Origin of the sequence: Brachybacterium equifaecis (assembly GCF_023509525.1) — a bacterium.
Lineage (GTDB): Bacteria > Actinomycetota > Actinomycetes > Actinomycetales > Dermabacteraceae > Brachybacterium > Brachybacterium equifaecis.
Window position 1 is genome coordinate 19797 of the sequence record NZ_JAKNCJ010000006.1, and the last position, 16730, is coordinate 36526.

The 16730-nt window shown below is 71.8% G+C and carries 21 protein-coding genes and 1 tRNA gene; 7 read left to right on the forward strand and 15 right to left on the reverse strand.

Annotated features, from left to right (window positions below; all coding sequences use genetic code 11):
- Positions 1-22: 22 nt before the first annotated feature.
- The 3 genes from Bequi_RS10890 to Bequi_RS10900 are packed head-to-tail and all read right to left on the reverse strand — an operon-like array spanning position 23 to position 2273.
- A complete protein-coding gene (locus Bequi_RS10890) occupies positions 23-742 on the reverse strand; it encodes a TVP38/TMEM64 family protein (RefSeq protein WP_249737960.1) in 720 nt (239 codons plus the stop codon).
- Positions 739-1797 carry a cation diffusion facilitator family transporter gene (locus Bequi_RS10895; RefSeq protein WP_249737961.1) on the reverse strand — a complete coding sequence of 353 codons (1059 nt, stop codon included), beginning with the start codon at positions 1795-1797 and terminating at the stop codon, positions 739-741. The genes Bequi_RS10890 and Bequi_RS10895 overlap by 4 nt, the downstream gene beginning before the upstream one ends.
- Positions 1794-2273, reverse strand: a complete 480-nt coding sequence (locus tag Bequi_RS10900) for a transporter substrate-binding domain-containing protein (RefSeq protein WP_249737962.1) — start codon at positions 2271-2273, stop codon at positions 1794-1796. The genes Bequi_RS10895 and Bequi_RS10900 overlap by 4 nt, the downstream gene beginning before the upstream one ends.
- Positions 2274-2363: 90 nt before the next feature.
- Between Bequi_RS10900 and Bequi_RS10905 the strand changes: the two genes are divergently transcribed.
- Positions 2364-2954, forward strand: a complete 591-nt coding sequence (locus Bequi_RS10905) for a DUF421 domain-containing protein (protein WP_249737963.1) — start codon at positions 2364-2366, stop codon at positions 2952-2954.
- Between the two features lie 41 nt (positions 2955-2995).
- Here Bequi_RS10905 and Bequi_RS10910 read toward each other — a convergent pair whose 3' ends face one another.
- Positions 2996-3781: an SDR family oxidoreductase gene (locus Bequi_RS10910; RefSeq protein WP_249737964.1), complete on the reverse strand. Its 786-nt coding sequence runs from the start codon at positions 3779-3781 to the stop codon at positions 2996-2998.
- Positions 3782-3949: 168 nt separating this feature from the next.
- The gene (locus Bequi_RS10915; protein WP_249737965.1) at positions 3950-4534 is read right to left on the reverse strand and encodes a sugar O-acetyltransferase; all 585 of its coding nucleotides are present in this window, start codon (positions 4532-4534) and stop codon (positions 3950-3952) included.
- Between the two features lie 135 nt (positions 4535-4669).
- Between Bequi_RS10915 and Bequi_RS10920 the strand changes: the two genes are divergently transcribed.
- The gene (locus Bequi_RS10920) at positions 4670-5104 is read left to right on the forward strand and encodes a YchJ family protein (RefSeq protein ID WP_283774939.1); all 435 of its coding nucleotides are present in this window, start codon (positions 4670-4672) and stop codon (positions 5102-5104) included.
- A 28-nt stretch (positions 5105-5132) separates the two neighbouring features.
- On the opposite strand, the gene Bequi_RS10925 is transcribed toward Bequi_RS10920, so the two are convergent.
- Positions 5133-5306 carry a DUF3618 domain-containing protein gene (locus tag Bequi_RS10925; protein ID WP_249737967.1) on the reverse strand — a complete coding sequence of 58 codons (174 nt, stop codon included), beginning with the start codon at positions 5304-5306 and terminating at the stop codon, positions 5133-5135.
- Between the two features lie 103 nt (positions 5307-5409).
- On the opposite strand from Bequi_RS10925, the gene Bequi_RS10930 reads away from it, so the two are divergent.
- From Bequi_RS10930 to Bequi_RS10940, 3 genes are all read left to right on the forward strand, one after another.
- Positions 5410-5491 (forward strand) — tRNA-Leu (locus Bequi_RS10930).
- Between the two features lie 69 nt (positions 5492-5560).
- The gene (locus Bequi_RS10935; protein WP_249737968.1) at positions 5561-6271 is read left to right on the forward strand and encodes a histidine phosphatase family protein; all 711 of its coding nucleotides are present in this window, start codon (positions 5561-5563) and stop codon (positions 6269-6271) included.
- Positions 6268-6804, forward strand: a complete 537-nt coding sequence (locus Bequi_RS10940) for a DUF4916 domain-containing protein (protein ID WP_249737969.1) — start codon at positions 6268-6270, stop codon at positions 6802-6804. The genes Bequi_RS10935 and Bequi_RS10940 overlap by 4 nt, the downstream gene beginning before the upstream one ends.
- Before the next feature lie 73 nt (positions 6805-6877).
- On the opposite strand, the gene rdgB is transcribed toward Bequi_RS10940, so the two are convergent.
- The 8 genes from rdgB to Bequi_RS10980 form a co-directional block, all read right to left on the reverse strand.
- Positions 6878-7525, reverse strand: coding sequence for an RdgB/HAM1 family non-canonical purine NTP pyrophosphatase (rdgB, locus tag Bequi_RS10945; RefSeq protein WP_249737970.1), 648 nt, complete (start codon positions 7523-7525; stop codon positions 6878-6880).
- Complete coding sequence (rph, locus tag Bequi_RS10950; RefSeq protein WP_249737971.1) at positions 7522-8322, reverse strand: ribonuclease PH; 801 nt, start codon at positions 8320-8322, stop codon at positions 7522-7524. Before rph ends, rdgB begins: the two co-directional genes overlap by 4 nt.
- Positions 8323-8380: 58 nt before the next feature.
- On the reverse strand, positions 8381-9190 hold the full coding sequence (locus Bequi_RS10955; RefSeq protein WP_347272001.1) for an MBL fold metallo-hydrolase: 810 nt from the start codon (positions 9188-9190) through the stop codon (positions 8381-8383).
- A 2-nt stretch (positions 9191-9192) separates the two neighbouring features.
- Entirely contained in the window at positions 9193-10005 is an 813-nt protein-coding gene (gene murI, locus Bequi_RS10960; RefSeq protein ID WP_249737973.1) for a glutamate racemase, read from the reverse strand.
- Between the two features lie 115 nt (positions 10006-10120).
- Positions 10121-10768, reverse strand: coding sequence for a DUF2017 domain-containing protein (locus Bequi_RS10965; protein WP_249737974.1), 648 nt, complete (start codon positions 10766-10768; stop codon positions 10121-10123).
- Positions 10768-11100, reverse strand: a complete 333-nt coding sequence (gene clpS / locus Bequi_RS10970; RefSeq protein WP_249737975.1) for an ATP-dependent Clp protease adapter ClpS — start codon at positions 11098-11100, stop codon at positions 10768-10770. The genes Bequi_RS10965 and clpS overlap by 1 nt, the downstream gene beginning before the upstream one ends.
- A gap of 107 nt (positions 11101-11207) precedes the next feature.
- Complete coding sequence (locus Bequi_RS10975; protein ID WP_249737976.1) at positions 11208-13013, reverse strand: DEAD/DEAH box helicase; 1806 nt, start codon at positions 13011-13013, stop codon at positions 11208-11210.
- A gap of 108 nt (positions 13014-13121) precedes the next feature.
- Entirely contained in the window at positions 13122-13481 is a 360-nt protein-coding gene (locus Bequi_RS10980; protein ID WP_249737977.1) for a DUF3039 domain-containing protein, read from the reverse strand.
- A 141-nt stretch (positions 13482-13622) separates the two neighbouring features.
- On the opposite strand from Bequi_RS10980, the gene Bequi_RS10985 reads away from it, so the two are divergent.
- Entirely contained in the window at positions 13623-14804 is a 1182-nt protein-coding gene (locus Bequi_RS10985; protein WP_249737978.1) for a serine hydrolase domain-containing protein, read from the forward strand.
- Positions 14801-15262, forward strand: a complete 462-nt coding sequence (locus Bequi_RS10990) for a VanZ family protein (protein WP_249737979.1) — start codon at positions 14801-14803, stop codon at positions 15260-15262. Before Bequi_RS10985 ends, Bequi_RS10990 begins: the two co-directional genes overlap by 4 nt.
- On the opposite strand, the gene Bequi_RS10995 is transcribed toward Bequi_RS10990, so the two are convergent.
- Positions 15216-16667, reverse strand: coding sequence for an NAD-dependent malic enzyme (locus Bequi_RS10995; RefSeq protein ID WP_249737980.1), 1452 nt, complete (start codon positions 16665-16667; stop codon positions 15216-15218). The two genes, Bequi_RS10990 and Bequi_RS10995, sit on opposite strands and share 47 nt — an antisense overlap.
- Positions 16668-16730: the final 63 nt, after the last annotated feature.

The window sequence follows — 16730 nt, forward strand, 5'->3', positions numbered from 1 at the left end:
CTCGCGCTGCAGGAACGGGGTCTCAGGAGTCGCGCGTCCGCCGCAGGCGGCGGTACCCCCAGATCGTCATGGCGATCACGCAGGCCCACGAGAGGCCCACGACGATCGCGATCCCCCACCCAGGGTCGGCGAGGAGATGCCCGATCGCGACCAGCGACACCTGGCCCGGGATGCATGCGGCGAGCGAGGCGAGCAGATACTCGCGCTGAGGCACCCCGAAGGCTCCCGCCCCGTAGTTCACCGGCCAGTACGGCAGCCCGGGGACGACACGGGCGGTGAAGACGGCTGCGGGACCGCCGTCCTCGAGCCGCTCCTCGACACGGCGCCCGCGACCGCCCAGCAGGCGCATGATGGGCTCCCGGCCGGCCGCGCGCGCGATCCAGTACGCGCCCCAGCAGCCGATCATCACTCCGACGATCGAGAGGAGGCTGCCCTCGAGGACGCCGAACAGCACACCGCCCACCAGCGCCATCACGGAGACGGGGATCGGCGTCAGGGCGACTGCGGCGTACAGGGCGATGAACACCGGCCCCGCCGCCCAGCCGAAGCCCTCGATCCGCTCCCGCAGCTCGGGCAGATCCGGCAGGCGCACGGTCAGCGCGAGCCACGCCATCACTGCGATCACGACGACCAGCAGGAGGGTCCGCGCTCCCGAGCCGCGGCTCTTCCCTTCGCGTGCAGAGCCGCTGCGCTCGCCTGCAGAGAAGACCTCATCCCGCACAGAGCCGCTGCGCTCGCTCACGCAGTCCCGCCGACCTGCGCGGCGGGGATCTCCGTCACGGGCGCGACGACGATGTCGTGCAGCTTCCAGTCGATGTCGCGGATGCGCTCGCGGAGGTCCTCGCAGAGCCGGGCCAGCTCCGCGGGCGTCCCTTCGGCGGGCACGACGAACAGCTCGACGTGGAAGACGTGCCCCTCGTCGCGCACCCGTGCGGCCGCCTCGCGCACCCACGCCTCCCGCTCTGCGACGCTGACCACCTCGCGGGTCAGCGGGTGGGAAGCGGAGTCGTCGTAGGTGCGCGCGCGGGCGTCGGCGAGCCCGCGCACCGCTCCCCGCAGGTTCTTCACGCCGTCGTGGATGATCGAGGCGGAGATGAGCAGGGCGCAGACCGCGTCGGCCCACCACCAGCCGATCCCGATGCCGAGCACCCCGACGATCGTCGCGAGCGCCGACTGCCAGTCGGCCTTGTTCATGTCGGCGTCGGCATAGAGCACCTTGTCGTGCAGCGGCTCCGCGAGCTTCGCCTTCTTCCGCCCGAGGATCACCGGCCCGATGGTCGTCAGCGCCATCACGAGGATCATCAGCCATCCCGTCCACATGGCGTGACCGGCGATGACGGTGATCCCGACGGGAGCGCGCTCGCGCGAGAGGAGGGTGGTGGCGGAGTCGATGACGAGGAAGGCTCCCATGCCGAGCAGTGCGACGGAGGCGACCATGTGGGCCATGCCGATGGAGCGGTGGTGGCCGTACGGATGCTCGGGAGTGGGCCGGCGGCGGATGCGCCGGGCCGCGATGAGGAACGCGAGCGGCGGCAGCAGCGAGAGGGAGTCCTCCATCCAGGCGGCCTTCATCGACTGCGACTGGCCCGCGAGTGCGCCGACGAGCAGCACGCCCAGCGCGACCGCGGCCAAGGTCCACCGCTCCAGGCGGATGGCGCGCCGCAGAAGCTCCTGCTGCGCGGCAGGCAGTGCGTCCTGGCCGGAGCCGTCCGCCGCGCCGCGCGTGCGCGCCCCGGAGGACCCGGAGGACCCGGAGGAGGGGAGCTCCCGCTCTGCTCCGGTGCTCGCTTCTCTCACAGCTCCCCGCTCCTGCTCGCGAGATGCGTCTCCACGGAGACGAGCAGGGCGTTCTCGCCGGAGCGCACGCCGAGGACGTGCTCGATCTCCTCGCCGTCCGGACCGGGCGCGACCGCATAGGGCCTCGTCAGGGCGATATCGCCCTCGAGGGACGAGTCCGCGGCGAGACCGCCGATCAGGAGGTCCAGGTCGCCCGCGCGCATCTGCCGCGCGAGCTCGCCCTCGCCGCCGGGCACCCACTCGACCTGCGCGTCGATGCTGCGGGCATACTCCTGGACCAGATCGACCTCCTCCCCTGAGACCGAGCCGTCATCGTGGATCTCGGTGCTCGGGGGGTTCTCGGCGATGCCGACGACTAGAGTCCCGCCGCTCGCGCGCTCGAGGGCGCCGTCGGCATCGCGGGGCAGGCCGCAGCCGGAGGCGAGGAGGGCGAGCAGCAGCGCGAGCGCAGCGCCGCGGGCGGGGGCAGAGGGCATGGGGCACCGTTCCGGATCGGGGATCTCCAGGCTACTCGCGCCGGGGCACAATGGCCTGCGTCCCCCTCCCCCGACGCCCCGGAGCCCCGCATGCATCAGATGCTCACCGACCTCTTCTCGATGGACATGTCGGTCTGGGAGAAGATCGCCCGCACCATCGGCGTCTACGCCGCGCTGCTGGTGCTGATCCGCATCTTCGGCAAGAAGCTCATGGCCCAGATGAACAGCCTCGACCTCGTGGTGGTCCTGCTGCTGAGCAACGTGGTGCAGAACGCGATCATCGGGGATGACAACACGCTGGTGGGAGGGATCATCGGCGCGCTCGTGCTGGTGGTCGTGAACTGGCTGCTGGATCTCACCGCCTCTCGCGTCCCTGCTCTCGAGCGGCTCCTCTCGGGCACGCCCACCGCGGTGATCACCGACGGCCGCGTCGACGCGCGCGCCCTCGCGCGGCTCTCGATCACCTCCGAGGAGCTCGCAGGCGTCATCCAGCAGCAGGGGGCCGACGACGTCTCCGAGGTGCGGCGCGCCGCGATCCTCCCCGGCGGATCGATCGTGATGGAGCTCGATGAGGCCGCGCAGAACCTCTCGCGCGCCGAGTTCGCCGACGCCCTCGCGGAGCTGCGGGCGCATCTCGATGCGCGGCTCGACGCGATCGGTCCCCAGCGCGAGGAGCGCTGAGGGCCGATCGATCCGGCGCTGAGCTCAGCGCCGCGGGCCTGTCACTCGCCCGAGGGCTCCTCCGCCTGGGCGAGGAAGTCGTCGGCCCCGCCGACGAGCTCCACGTGGCCGGTGGGGACGTCGGCCGTGGCCATCTTCGCGACCTCCGCGGCGAACTCCGCGACCGAGTACAGCTTGCCGGCGGCCTCGCGGCGCGCCTCCAGCGCCCCGGGCTGGGCGCGGTTCAGCAGGGTCGCGGTGACCGTGCCCTCGATCATGTCGCCGGAGACGACCACGAACGAGATCCCCTTCTCGGTGAGCGCGGGGATCTGCTCCACGAGGGCGTCCTCGCCCGCGCGCTTGGAGCGGGCGACCTGCTCGTACTGCGGCATGGTCTCGACCTCGCGTATGAAGTGCGCCTGGTGGCTCGTGACGAAGACGACCCGGCCGCCCTCGCGCATGAGATCGGTGCCGGCGCGCAGGGCGTCGAGCTGCGCGTCGCGGTTCAGCCGCATCGCGTAGTCCTCGCCGAGATCCGACTCCATCCCGCCGGAGGCGTTCAGGACGAGCACATCGATGCCGCCGAAGGCATCGACCGCGGCCTGCATCATCTCGCGCACGGACGCGGGATCGGTGAGGTCGGCGCCGACGGCGATCGCGCGGCCGCCCGCCTCCTCGATCTCCTTCACGACCTTGTTCGCCCGCGGCGCCTTCTGGCGGTAGTTCACCAGCACGTTCGCACCCTGCGCCGCGAGGAGCTTCACGGTGTCGGCGCCGACTCCGCGCGAGGAGCCGGTGACGACTGCGTTCTTCCCGGCGAGAGGCTGATCAGGGGTGGAGTCGGTCATGGTTCTCCTTCGATGCGGTGCGTGGTCGATGCGTGTCGGCGGTGCGGGGCACGGGCCGAAGCGGGGCGCGGCGCCGATGCGCCGGGTTCGGACCGAGCGTACTCGGCAGGTGCCCTGCGAGCAGGTCCCGACACAGTCCGTCGCGGACTGCCGCCGCGACCGGGGCGATCAGAGCGAGCGGATCACGCGCGCCGGGCTGCCGACGGCGAGAGAGCGGGCCGGGATGTCCTTGGTGACCACGGAGCCGGCGCCGATGACGCTGTCACTGCCGATGCTCACGCCGGGGCACACGATGGCGCCGCCGCCGATCCACACGTTGTCGCCGATGGTGATGCGCTCGGCGGCCTCCCAGCCCTCGCGCCGGGGCTGCGGCTCGAGGGGATGCACGGGCGTGAGCAGCTGGACGTTGGTCGCGATCTGGCAGTTCGCGCCGATGCGGATGTCCACGACGTCCAGCGCCACCAGGCCGTAGTTGACGAACGTGCCGGCGCCGATGTGGATCCGGGTCCCGTAGTCCACGCGCAGCGGCGCACGCACATGGGCACCGTCCCCGAATGTGCCCAGGAGCTCCTTCAGGATCTCCTGGGAGCCGTCCGGATCCCCGGCGTAGGCGTCGTTGAAGCGGGCGGTCAGTGCGAGACCGCGACGGTAGGCCGACTGGATCTCGGGATCGTCGGCGATGTACCAGTCGCCCTCGATCATGCGCTGGTGCGCGGAGCGGGCGTCATCGGGGTCGATCGCGAAGGGCTCCATGCCTCGACCCTATGCGCCATCCTCGCGCCCGGTCGATCGCACGCGCGAGGACGGGCACGCGCGAGGTCGGACGGGGTGGGATTGCAGTGACGCGGGGCGGGCGCGGGGCGGCACGGCGGGGGCGATACTGGAGCGATGAATGCCTCCGGTCCTCCTCCCTCTCGTGGAGAGGGCTCCGCCTGCCCCTGCGGGAGCGGAGCGGCGCAGGAGCAGTGCTGCGGTCCCGTCCTCGCCGGGGAGCGACCCGCCGCGACGGCTGAGGAGCTGATGCGCTCCCGCTTCACGGCCTTCGCCCTCGCAGACCTGGATCATCTGCTCGCGAGCTGGGATCCCGCGCATCGGCCGAGCCGCGAGGAGCTCGCATCGACCTGGGATCCCGCGCTGCGCTGGACCCGCCTGCGGATCCTGGACGTCGAGGGCGGCGGGCAGGAGGACGCCACCGGGATCGTGGAGTTCGCGGCGCTCGCGCGCGGGCCGGAGGGCAAGGTGCGGCTCCACGAGCGCAGCAGGTTCCGGCGGATCCCGCTGCACCCGGGATGGGTCTACGTCGACGGGGAGATCGCTCCGTGATCCCCGTGGATCCTCGCGGCGCGGCCGATCAGCGGCGCAGCAGGCCCTTGACGGTCTGAGCGGTCTCGTTCTTCCAGCGCTCCAGGGCGTTCTTCGGGTGCAGTCGATCCACGAGCTCGTCGATGTCTGCGGCAAGGTTGTCCTGGCGGCGGTCCGCCTCCTTGCGCATGTCCTCGAGCGTGGTCTTGCTCTTCTTGGCCACTGCTGCCTCCATGTCGGTACGAGCGCTTTGCCTCCCGATGGTACCGCGCTCCCCTCCGAGCCCGGCACGGCGATGCCCGCCCGACCGCTACGCTGGTGCGAGCGCGCGGATGGCGGAATCGGTAGACGCGCTGGATTTAGGTTCCAGTGCCTTCGGGCGTGCGGGTTCGATTCCCGCTTCGCGCACCGCTCCCCCTCCAGGGGCCGCTCCGGCGCGGCCGGGGGTCCTCGCGCGGCCCCGCGTAGGGTGGAGGGATGACACTCTTCGGCCTCGTGCGGCACGGTCAGACGGACTACAACGCCCGGAACCTGTTCCAGGGCTCCTCCGATATCCCCCTCAACGCCACCGGCATCGAGCAGGCGCACCGCGCCCTCGACCACGTGCCGGATCTCGACTGGGACCTGGTGGTCTCCTCCCCCCTCCAGCGCGCCGAGCAGACTGCTCGCATCATCGGCGAGGACCACGGGATCCCCTTCGGAGGCACCTTCGCCGACCTCTCCGAGATCGATTGGGGCGAGGCGGAGGGGAGGGACGTCGCCGAGATGGAGGCCCTCTATCCCGACCGCAGCTTCCCCGGCCGCGAGGACCACCAGCATGTCGCGGACCGCGGGTACGACGCTCTCGAGCGCCTCGCCGATCTCTACCCGGGCAAGCGCATCCTCGTCGTCGCGCACGGCACGATCATCCGCTTCCTCCTCTCGGGCATCGCCGAGCAGGCGCTGGACTCGATCCCGAACGCGACCCTGTCGATCGTCACCCTGGAGGGCACGACCTGGGGTGTGGAGATGATCGCGAACACCGCGGTGCGCAACACCGTGCGCACGAGCTCCCGGGAGCAGAACCCCCGGTTCGTGCTCGCGCACCGCCATGTGCAGCCCGGCGGCGATCCGGTGGCGGCGAAGGACCAGGATCCGCGCGTCCAGGCCGCTCTCGATCCGACCGGCCCGACGGAGCAGATCCGATGACCCGCACCGCCGTGGACGCCGAAGGCGCGTGGTTCGAGCCCGACCGCATGGCCGAGCTGCGCCGCCAGCTCCCGATCCCCTACATCGACGTGGTGCCTGTGCGCACAGATCCCGACGGAGCGATCCGCCAGGTGGGCCTGCTGCTGCGCGCCTCCGGCGAGGGCCGCATCGTGCGCGCGATCGTCTCCGGGCGGGTGCTCGTGCACGAGACCCTGCGCGATGCGATCGGCCGGCACGTGGAGAAGGACCTTGGCCCTCTCGCCATGCCGCGGATCCCGGTGAGCCCGGTGCCGTTCACGGTCGCCGAGTACTTCCCGACGCCCGGCGTCTCGCTGTTCACCGATCCTCGGCAGCACGCGATCTCCCTCGCGTACATCGTCCCGATCCACGGCGAGGCCGCGCCCCAGGAGGATGCCCTCGAGCTCACCTGGTTCGACGCGGCAGAGCTCGCCGGCAGCGCAGTCCTCGGCGAGCTCGAGCACGGCCAGGACGTCATCGTGCGCAGGGCGCTCGCCCACGCCGGGCTGATCTGAACCGGAACGGGGCCCGCGGGGGCGGATCCGCGCGGGCCCCGTTCGCAGGGCGGTCAGCACCGCCCTGCGCGCGTCAGCCGAGCAGCGCGCCGATGTGCGCGGCGAGGGCCCGGAACGCGGTGCCCCGATGGGAGATCGCATCCTTCTCGGCGGCCGACAGCTCCGCCGAGGTCCGGGACTCTCCGTCCGGGACGAACAGCGGGTCGTAGCCGAAGCCGCCGGTCCCGCGGCGCGACGTCAACAGCCGGCCCGTCATCTCGCCGTGCTCCACGATCTCCTGGCCGTCCGGCGCCACGAGCGCGGCGGCGCAGACGAACCGGGCCCCGCGGTGCTCCGGCGCGATGTCGCCGAGCTGTGCGAGAAGGAGGTCGTTGTTGGCCTCGTCATCGCCGTGGCGCCCGCTCCAGCGCGCGGAGAAGATCCCGGGGCAGCCGTTCAGGACATCCACCGCCAGTCCGGAGTCGTCGGCCACGGCGATGAGCCCCGTGGCCGCGTGCGCCGCCCGGGCCTTCAGCAGCGCGTTGCCCGCGAAGGTCACCTGGTCCTCGACGACATCGGGCAGCTCCAGGCCTGCCGCGGAGACGAGCATCCCCGGCGCGAAGCCCGGGACCCGCCGGGCGAGGATGCGCTCGAGCTCGACGAGCTTGCCCTGGTTGTGGGTGGCGAGGATGACACGGGGCTGGACGGGCGCGTCGTGGGCTGCGCCTGCAGGAGCGGTCATCGCGACTGCTCCAGGACGCTCGCCTGGATCTCGCGCAGGCTGCGGCAGCCGCCGTCGGCCAGATCCAGCAGCGCGTTCAGCTCCGCGCGGTCGAAGGGCGTGCCCTCGGCGGTCCCCTGGACCTCGACGAACGCGCCGGAGCCGGTCATCACGACGTTCATGTCGGTGCCCGCAGCGACATCCTCGCGGTACTCGAGATCGAGGACCGGGGCGCCGTCGACGATGCCCACGCTGATCGCGCTCACCGAGTCGGTGAGGACCTCGCGCGCGGCAGGGATCGAGGAGTGCAGCTTCCCCCAGGCGATCGCGTCCGCGAGAGCGACATAGGCCCCGGTGATCGCCGCGGTGCGCGTGCCGCCGTCGGCCTGCAGCACGTCGCAGTCGATCTGGATGGTGTTCTCCCCGAGGGCCTTCATGTCGACCACGGCGCGCAGCGAGCGGCCGATCAGCCGGGAGATCTCGTGGGTGCGCCCGCCGATCTTCCCCTTGACGCTCTCGCGGTCCGTGCGGGAGTTCGTGGCGCGCGGCAGCATCGCGTACTCGGCGGTGACCCAGCCGGTTCCCGACCCCTTCTTCCAGCGCGGCACCCCTGCGGTGAACGAGGCGGCGCACAGCACGCGCGTCTTGCCGAACTCGATCAGGGCGCTGCCCTCCGCGTGGTCGAGCCAGCCGCGGGTGATGCGGACCTCGCGCAGCTGATCGGCGGTGCGGCCGTCGACCCTGCTCCCGGTGCGCGGGGGCGATGAGGTCTCCGCGCCGGGGGTGCCGGATGCCGCCTGGGGGTCGATCGCGCTCATGAGCCAACTTCCTGCTGTGGGGCGCCGGGCCGGTCCCGGCGTCGCCCTTCGAGGATAGTCAGACCCCGGCGCCGACGACGCTCACGGCCGCGGCCGTGAGCGGGTGATATGTGCCGGGCCTGGCAAGGGAGATCGGACCGGAGTACTGGGCGCGGGCCTCCGCCTCCGTCACCACGGGGTTCGTCCAGGCGGCGATGTGGGTCAGCACGAGCGAGCGGGCGCCCGCGGCTGCGGCAGCCTCGCCCGCGCGCTTCCCGGTCAGGTGCACGCCGGTGAAGCGGTCGTCACGGCCCTCGATGTATCCGGCCTCGCAGAGGAAGACGTCTGCATCGCGCGCCAGCTCGTTCAGCCGCTCGCAGGCGTCGGTGTCGCCCGAGTACGTGAGCACCGCTCCGTCGGCGCCGGTGATGCGGAAGCCGTAGGCCTCCACAGGATGCAGCACCTCGCCCGTCTCGATCTCCAGCGGGCCGATCCGGAACTGCAGTCCGTCATGCAGCGCATGGTGGGTGAAGGGGATGGCGGGGGCGCCGTCGGGCAGGTCATCGTGACGGTCCATCACGCCGCGCAGTCGCCGCGCCAGGGACGGCGGGCCGTAGATGGGCAGCTGCGGGAGGTCGGTGCGCTCGTGATACGCCCAGAACACCTCGAGACCGGTGATGTCGAGGAAGTGGTCGGGGTGCAGGTGGGAGAAGATGACGGCGTCGAGGTCAGCAGGGTCGATGAGGTCCTGCAGGGGCCCGAAAGCCCCGCTGCCGAGGTCCAGGAGCACACGCCAGGTGCGCCCCTCGGAGTCGACCTCCTCCACCAGATAGCTGGAGGCTGCGCTCTCCGGCCCGGCGAAGCTGCCGCTGCAGCCGATCACATGCACTCTCACAGGGTCACCGCCGGAAGGGTCGAGGTCATCGTCAGGGCGGGTCCGAGGAACCTGCGCGACAGACGCGAGAAGGAGGAGCCGGCGCCCGCGGGGGCGGTCTCGGCGAACACGTGCGCGGGGGGATGCTCCGCCGAGCGCAGGAGGTCCCCGGCGCGCAGTTGGCGGTAGACGTCCAGCGCCGTCTCCTCCGCCGAGGAGACGAGGGTGACCTCGGGACCCATCACGTAGCTGATGGGCCCGGCGAGCATCGGGTAGTGCGTGCAGCCGAGGACCAGCGTGTCCACCCCGGCCCGGCGGATGGGCTCGAGGTACTCCTCGGCGACCTCGAGGATCTCGTCGCCGCTGATCTCTCCGCGCTCCACGAACTCCACGAAGCGGGGGCAGGCGGCGGAGGTGATCTCCAGGGCGGGGGCCGCGGCGAAGGCGTCCTCGTAGGCGCGGGAGGAGACGGTGGCGCGGGTGCCGATGACCCCGATGCGGCCGTTGCGCGTGGCCGCGACCGCCCGGCGCACTGCGGGCTGGATGACTTCGATGACCGGCACGTCGTAGCGCTCGCGCGCATCGCGCAGCACGGCGGAGCTCGCCGTGTTGCAGGCGATCACCAGCATCTTCACCCCGCGCTCGACGAGGGAGTCCATGATCGACAGGGCCAGAGCCCGGACCTCGGCGATGGGGCGGGGGCCATAAGGCGTGTGCGCGGTGTCCCCGATGTAGAGCAGCTCCTCGGCGGGCAGCTGATCCAGGATCGCGCGGGCGACCGTGAGCCCCCCGACTCCAGAGTCGAAGATCCCGATCGGCGCGCTGTTCATCCGCACCACCGTATGCAAAGTCCGTGCGCACGGCAGTGATGGCGCGCTCACTGCGCGGGACATCACACGCGCCCGGAATGCCGGACGTGCAGGTGCCGGGCCCTGATCAGAGCCCTCAGCGATGCTCGAGCGCGCTCAGGAGGCTCTCCTGGAGCCAGGTCAGCAGCTCGTACACGGCGGCCACGATCTCGCCGCCGGCGACGTCGCCATCCTCCACGGGCGGGACGTCCTCGACCTGCTCGCCGATCTGCTGGAGCATCCGCAGAGTCTCGAACTCGCCGTCGCGCGTGATCGAGAGGCGATCGGCCAGCACGAGCCGCATGTCGTTCAGCCCCCGCAGCCACACGGGGACGTCCTCCTGTCCGAGCGCGACCTCCTCGCGGCCGGATCCGGGACGGTCGAGCATCCGGATCATGCGCAGGAGGTCCTCGAGCTTCTCCTCGGCGAGGGCCTGCTGGCCGAAGCGGCGGAACTCGCCTGCGACCTGCGGATCCTCGGAGGCGGCAGGAAAGAGGCGCTGGACGGCGGAGTCGACGGGCTCGCGGCTGGGCGCACCGGCGAGCTCCGCCTCGAGTCGCTGGAGGGGGTCGTCCGACTGCGCTGCCTGCTGGACGGCCTCGGGAGCCGGACGCTCCTGGAGCTGCAGATCATGGCGGATCAGCTCGCGCACTTCCTGCGCGACCTGGGCGATGATCGCCCTCTCCTCGCCCTCCAGCCGACAGGTGAGGGTGCCGCCCGGCCGGGGGCGGAACGCGTGCGCCATCAGTCCTGTCCCGAGGGCTCGAGGGTCGCCTGCAGGCCGAAGGAGTGCATGGCCTGGACGTCCGTCTCGATCTGCTCTCGCGAGCCGCGCGAGACGATCGCGCGGCCCTGCTCGTGGACCTGCTGCATGAGAGCGCCGGCGCGGGCGCGGCTGAAGCCGAAGTAGGTGCGGAAGACGTGCACCACGTAGCTCATGAGGTTGACGGGGTCGTTGTGGACGACGGCCTGCCAGGGGCCGTCGCCGAGCGAGCCGAACACGCTGCTGCGCTCCTGCTCGAGCACGCCCGTGCCGGCGCTCCCCCTGCGCGGGGCCCGCGGATCGGTGCCGTCCATTCCTCATCCCCTTCCTGCGAAGCTGGCCTCGAAGTCTACGGAGGCCCTGCGACATTCGACGTCTGCGACATCCTGCGACCCGCTGGCCGCGCAGCCGCGGGCGCTCCTCAGCGCCGCCCGACGAACCATCCCCGCACCACGTCGATGCGTGCCTGGATCTGCGCGGCATCGGCCTGCGGGACAGCAGGGCCGCCGCAGCGCGAGCGCAGCGTGGAGTGCACCTGGCCATGGGGGATCCCGGACTTCCGCGACCAGGCGGAGACCAGCGAGCTGAGCTCCTTGCGCAGCTCCATGAGCCGGCGGTGGTCCACCACCGGGATCGCCCGCTCGGAGGCGTCCGCACCGGATCCCTGCTTGCGGCGCTGCTGCTGGCTGGCCTGGCGCTCCTGCAGGAGCGTGTGCATCTGGTCGGCATCCAGCAGTCCCGGGATGCCCAGGAACTCCTGCTCGTCCTCGCTGCCGACGACGCCGCCCGCGCCGTATTCGCCGCCGTCGAACAGCACTCGGTCGAAGGAAGCCTCCGATTCGAGCGCCTCGAAGGTGAACTCGAGCTGGTCGGACGCCTTCTCCTCGCGGTTCGCCGTCTCCAGGAGGCTCTCGTCCAGGCCCGTCTCCGCATCGCCCTGGGGGCGGCGGTCCAGCACGTGGTCGCGCTCGTCCTCCATGGCGCTCGCGTGGCCGAGCAGCACGGGGACGGTCGGCAGGAAGATCGAGGCGGTCTCACCGCGGGTGCGGGAGCGCACGAAACGGCCGACGGCCTGCGCGAAGAACATCGGGGTCGCGGTCGAGGTCGCGTACACCCCGACGGTCAGCCGGGGCACGTCCACGCCCTCGGAGACCATGCGCACCGCCACCATCCAGCGGTCGGTGGACCCCGAGAACTCCTCGATGCGCGTGTTCGCGCCCCCATCGTCCGACAGGACGACGGTGATCGCCTCCCCGGTGATGTCCTGGAGGGTCGCGGCGTAGGCGCGCGCGGCCTTCTGGTCGGTCGCGATCACGAGTCCGCCGGCGTCGGGCACGTGGCGCCGCATCTCGGTGAGCCGGCGGTCCGCGGCCGAGAGCACCGCCTGCATCCACTCGCCCTTGGGGTCCAGCGCCGTGCGCCAGGCCTGCTGGGTGATGTCCTTCGTCTCGAGCGCGCCGAGCTGGGCGGAGACCTCATCGCCCGCTTTCGTGCGCCAGTGCATGCGCCCGGAGTACGTCATGAACATGACGGGGCGCACGACGTGGTCGCGCAGGGCCTCGGCGTAGCCGTAGCTGTAGTCGGCCTTCGACCGCAGGAAGCCCTCGCCGTCCTGCTCGTAGTGCACGAAGGGGATCTGCGAATCGTCGGAGCGGAAGGGCGTTCCCGTCAGGGACAGGCGCCGCACCGCGGGATCGAAGGCCTCGCGCACCCCATCGCCCCAGGTCAGGGCGTCACCGGCGTGGTGGATCTCGTCGAGGATCACGAGCGTGCGGTCGGCCTGGGTGCGGGCGCGGTGGAGCGCCGGGTTCATCCCGACCTGCGCATAGGTGATCGCGACACCCTGGAACCGCGCCCCGTGGGTGCCCTGGGCGTTGGTGAAGTTCGGGTCGATCGAGATGCCGACGCGGGCTGCGGCATCGGCCCATTGGGTCTTCAGGTGCTCGGTGGGGGCGACCACGGTGATGCGGCGCACGACCCCCTCGGCGAGCAGCATCGCGGCGATCTGCAGGGCGAAGGTGGTCTTGCCTGCGCCCGGGGTCGCGACCGCGAGGAAGTCCCGGGGCGCGCGGGAGCGGTAGAGCTCCAGCGCCTCGGCCTGCCAGGCGCGCAGCTTCGGGGCGGTGCCCCACGCGGCGCGCTCGGGGAACGCAGGCGGGAGCGTCTGCGCCGCGAAGGTCGAGGGACGGTGCGGTTCAGGATTCTGGGGCGAGGGAAGTGGTGTCACAGCGCTGACCACGCTACCTCCGGGCGCCGACGATCGAGGCGATCGCGGCACCCGGAGGGGGTGTGAGGTTCTAGCGGTGTGATGTTCCAGCGGTGCGGGATCCGCCCCTCAGCGCCGCCCGCCGAACAGACCCCGGAACCCGCCGCGGCCGCCCTTGCCCTCGCCGTCCCCGTCGCCGGGCTGGCGCAGACCGTCGTGGATCTCCTTGCACTGCGGGCAGACCGGGTACTTCTTCGGATCGCGGCCCGGCACCCAGACCTTTCCGCACAGCGCGATCACCGGGGTGCCGTCCAGCGCCGCCTGGGTGATCTTGTCCCTGCGCACATAGTGGGCGAACCGGTCGTGATCGCCGTCGTCGGTGAGCTCCTCGCGCTCGGCGACCTGGCGGTCCAGCACAGCGGTCCGGCCAGGAGCCGCTCCGGGATCGGCGCGGTACGGGTCGAGGCGATCGGGATCCGAGGTCGACATCGGGGGCTCCTTCTGAGCGGGAACGGGGAGGTTCTGCTTCCCCGAGCGTAGCGGGATGGCAGGATCGAGGGCTCCTGCACGCAGCGCTCGCGCCGCGGTCGGTCGTGCGCCCGACGCTCGCGCACCGGAAGGACTCCCCGCATGCCCTCACCTGACAGCGCAGCCTCAGCCGTGCAGGCTGCCGCTGCTCCCGCAGCTCTGCGCCGCCTGGCGGACTCTCTCGTCGCAGGCGCCGCGCACGTGCCCTCCGCGCTCCCCCGCGAAGGAGCAGCAGCGGTCGCTCTCGGAGTCTCGGCACCCGGGACGCCGCTGATGCGCGCGTGCGCCGGCAGCACGATCGCGCTGTGCGCCGACGGGACCGCCCTGGATGCCGGTGAAGCGCACGCGGCAGGGGCGCGAGCGATCGGCCCGCAGACCCTGTTCGATCTGGCATCGGTGACCAAGGTGGTCACGACCCTGGTCGCCGCGACCCTCATCGACGAGCAGCTCCTGGATCCGGACGCTCCGGTCCAGGAGACCCTCGAGGGAGCCGATGCGCGGATCCGCGTGCGCCACCTCCTCACGCACACCTCGGGGCTGCCCGCCGTCGTGCCCTCGCTCGAAGCGCTCGCGGCGGCCGAGGGCAGGCCGGAGCGGCTGCGCGCGATCGCGGCCATCGCACCCGATGCCGAGCCCGGTACGCTCCACCGATATTCCTGCACCGGGTTCCTGCTGCTCGGCGCGCTGCTCGAGCAGATCGGCGGTGCGCCCCTGCCCGATCTCGCCGCCCGTCGCATCCTGGATTCGATCGGAGCGAGCGCAGCCGGCTGGGGGCCGGCACCTGACCCCCGCGACTGCGCCGCCACCGAGTACGAGGACGGCGCCCTCCTCCAGGGCGTCGTGCACGACGAGACCGCGCGCCTCATCGGCGGTGCCGCCAACGCGGGCCTGTTCGCGACCCTTCCGGACGTGCTCGCCCTCGGCGGAGTCCTCGCCGGCACCGCGGACGCGGTCGCCCTCAGCCCGTCGGTGCGCTCCCTGCTGCTCACGGACCAGCTGCCGGACGGGCCCTCGACCGGGGCGCCCTGGCGCCAGAGCTTCGGACTGCGGATCGGACAGGCGCTGCCGGGCTGGGAGAGCGCGCCTCCGGGCGCGGACCTCCTTCCCGACGTCGCGGGTCATCCCGGATTCACGGGCACCGCGCTGATGGCGGATCCCCGCACCGGCACGGTCGCGGTGATGCTCACCAATCGCGTGCATCCCCGGCGGGATGCGCTGGTGGTGGATGAGGCGCGCCGGGAGCTCGCCCGCATCGCATTCGCTCGCCCAGGGGGCACCCGATGAGCGCGATCGAGTTGTCGGCGCAGGAGCTCGGGCGCCAGATCCGCGAAATCGGCGGGCGACCGCTCGCAAGGATCGCCCTGCTCGGGATCGCGATCGCCTTGAACAGCGGCTTCTATCTGTCATCCGCCCCGGATGCCGGAGCGGTCTCCGAGATCCAGGGCATCGACAAGCTCGTCCACGTCGGCGTCTTCGCGCTCACGGTCTGGGCGGCGGGGAGGCTCCTCGCGCCGCTGCGCCGCTTCCCGATGGGCTGGGTGGTGCTGGGAGCCCTTGCCCACGCGGTCCTCATCGAGGTGCTCCAGGCGACGCTCCTGCCGCACCGCTCCGGCGACGCCGCCGACGTGCTGGCCGACAGCATCGGAATCATCATCGGGATCGCCCTGTGGTGGGCGGAGCGCCGGGCCGATGCCCTCAGAGGCGGATCTCGTCGGCGTAGACCGCCGGGATCGCCCCGGTGACAGCGTCCACGGTGCCGGCGTCCTCGCGGGCGACCCGCTTGACGGCCGTGGCGACCGCCTTGGTCACGCCCTTGTGGAAGACGCTGGGCACGATGTAGGTGGGGTTCAGCTCATCGGGCGCGACGACGTCCGCCAGGGCCGAGGCCGCGGCGAGGAGCATGCGGTCGTTGACATCCGTCGCCTGCGCATCCAGCAGACCGCGGAACACGCCGGGGAACGCCAGCACGTTGTTGATCTGGTTGGCGAAGTCGCTGCGACCGGTCGCGACGACCTCCGCATGCTTCGCGGCCTCGGCCGGATCGATCTCCGGCGTCGGGTTCGCCATCGCGAAGACGATCGAGCGCGGCGCCATGGTGGAGACGTCCTCGGCGGTGAGGATGTTGCCCGCGGAGACGCCGATGAAGACGTCGGCCCCGGCGATCGCGTCCGCGAGCGTGCCCTTCAGCCCGCGGGGGTTGGTCACCTCGGCGATCCAGGGAAGCCGTCCCTCGAGCTGCTCGCGCTCCTCGTGGACGATGCCGTGCAGGTCGGTGACGACGACGTCGCGGGCGCCGGCGGCGCGCAGGAGCCGCAGGATCGCGGTGCCCGCCGCGCCCGCGCCCGAGAGCACGATGCGCACCGAGCCGATCTCCTTCTCGACCACGCGCAGGGCGTTGCGCAGCGCGGCGACGACCACGATCGCGGTGCCGTGCTGGTCGTCGTGGAAGACGGGGATGTCGAGCTCCTTGCGCAGGCGGTCCTCGATCTCGAAGCAGCGGGGTGCGGAGATGTCCTCGAGGTTGATGCCCGCGAAGACGGGGGCGATGGCCTTGACGTGCGCGACGATGTCCTCGACCGAGTGAGCGTCCAGGCAGATCGGGAAGGCGTCGATGTCGCCGAAGCGCTTGAACAGGGCGGCCTTGCCCTCCATGACCGGCATCGCGGCGAGCGGGCCGAGATCGCCGAGGCCGAGGATCGCGGAGCCGTCGGTGACGACCGCGACGGTGTTGCGCTTGATCGTGAGGCGGCGGGCGTCCTCGGGATGCTCGGCGATCGCCTTCACGACGCGGGCGACGCCCGGGGTGTAGACCATCGAGAGGTCGTCGCGGTGGCGGATCGGCACCTTCGACTCGATGGACAGCTTGCCGCCGAGGTGCGCGAGGAACGTGCGGTCCGAGACCTTGCCGAGCTCGACGCCCTCGATGCCGCGCAGAGAGTCCACGACCTCCATCGCGTGGTCGTGGCCGGCGGTCATCACGGTGATGTCGGCGCGCATGCGCTCGTTGCCGGAGGCGGAGACATCCAGGGCGGTCACCGAGCCGCCGTGCTGCTCGATGCGGCTGGTGATGTCGCTGACCGCCGCGGAGCGCGCGGCGAATTCGAGGCGGATCGTGATCGAGTAGCTGACAGAGGGCGCGGGAGTCATGCGGACCATCGTAGTGAATCCGCTCGCATTCCACGGCGGCTTCGGGCGCATGCGCGCCAGATC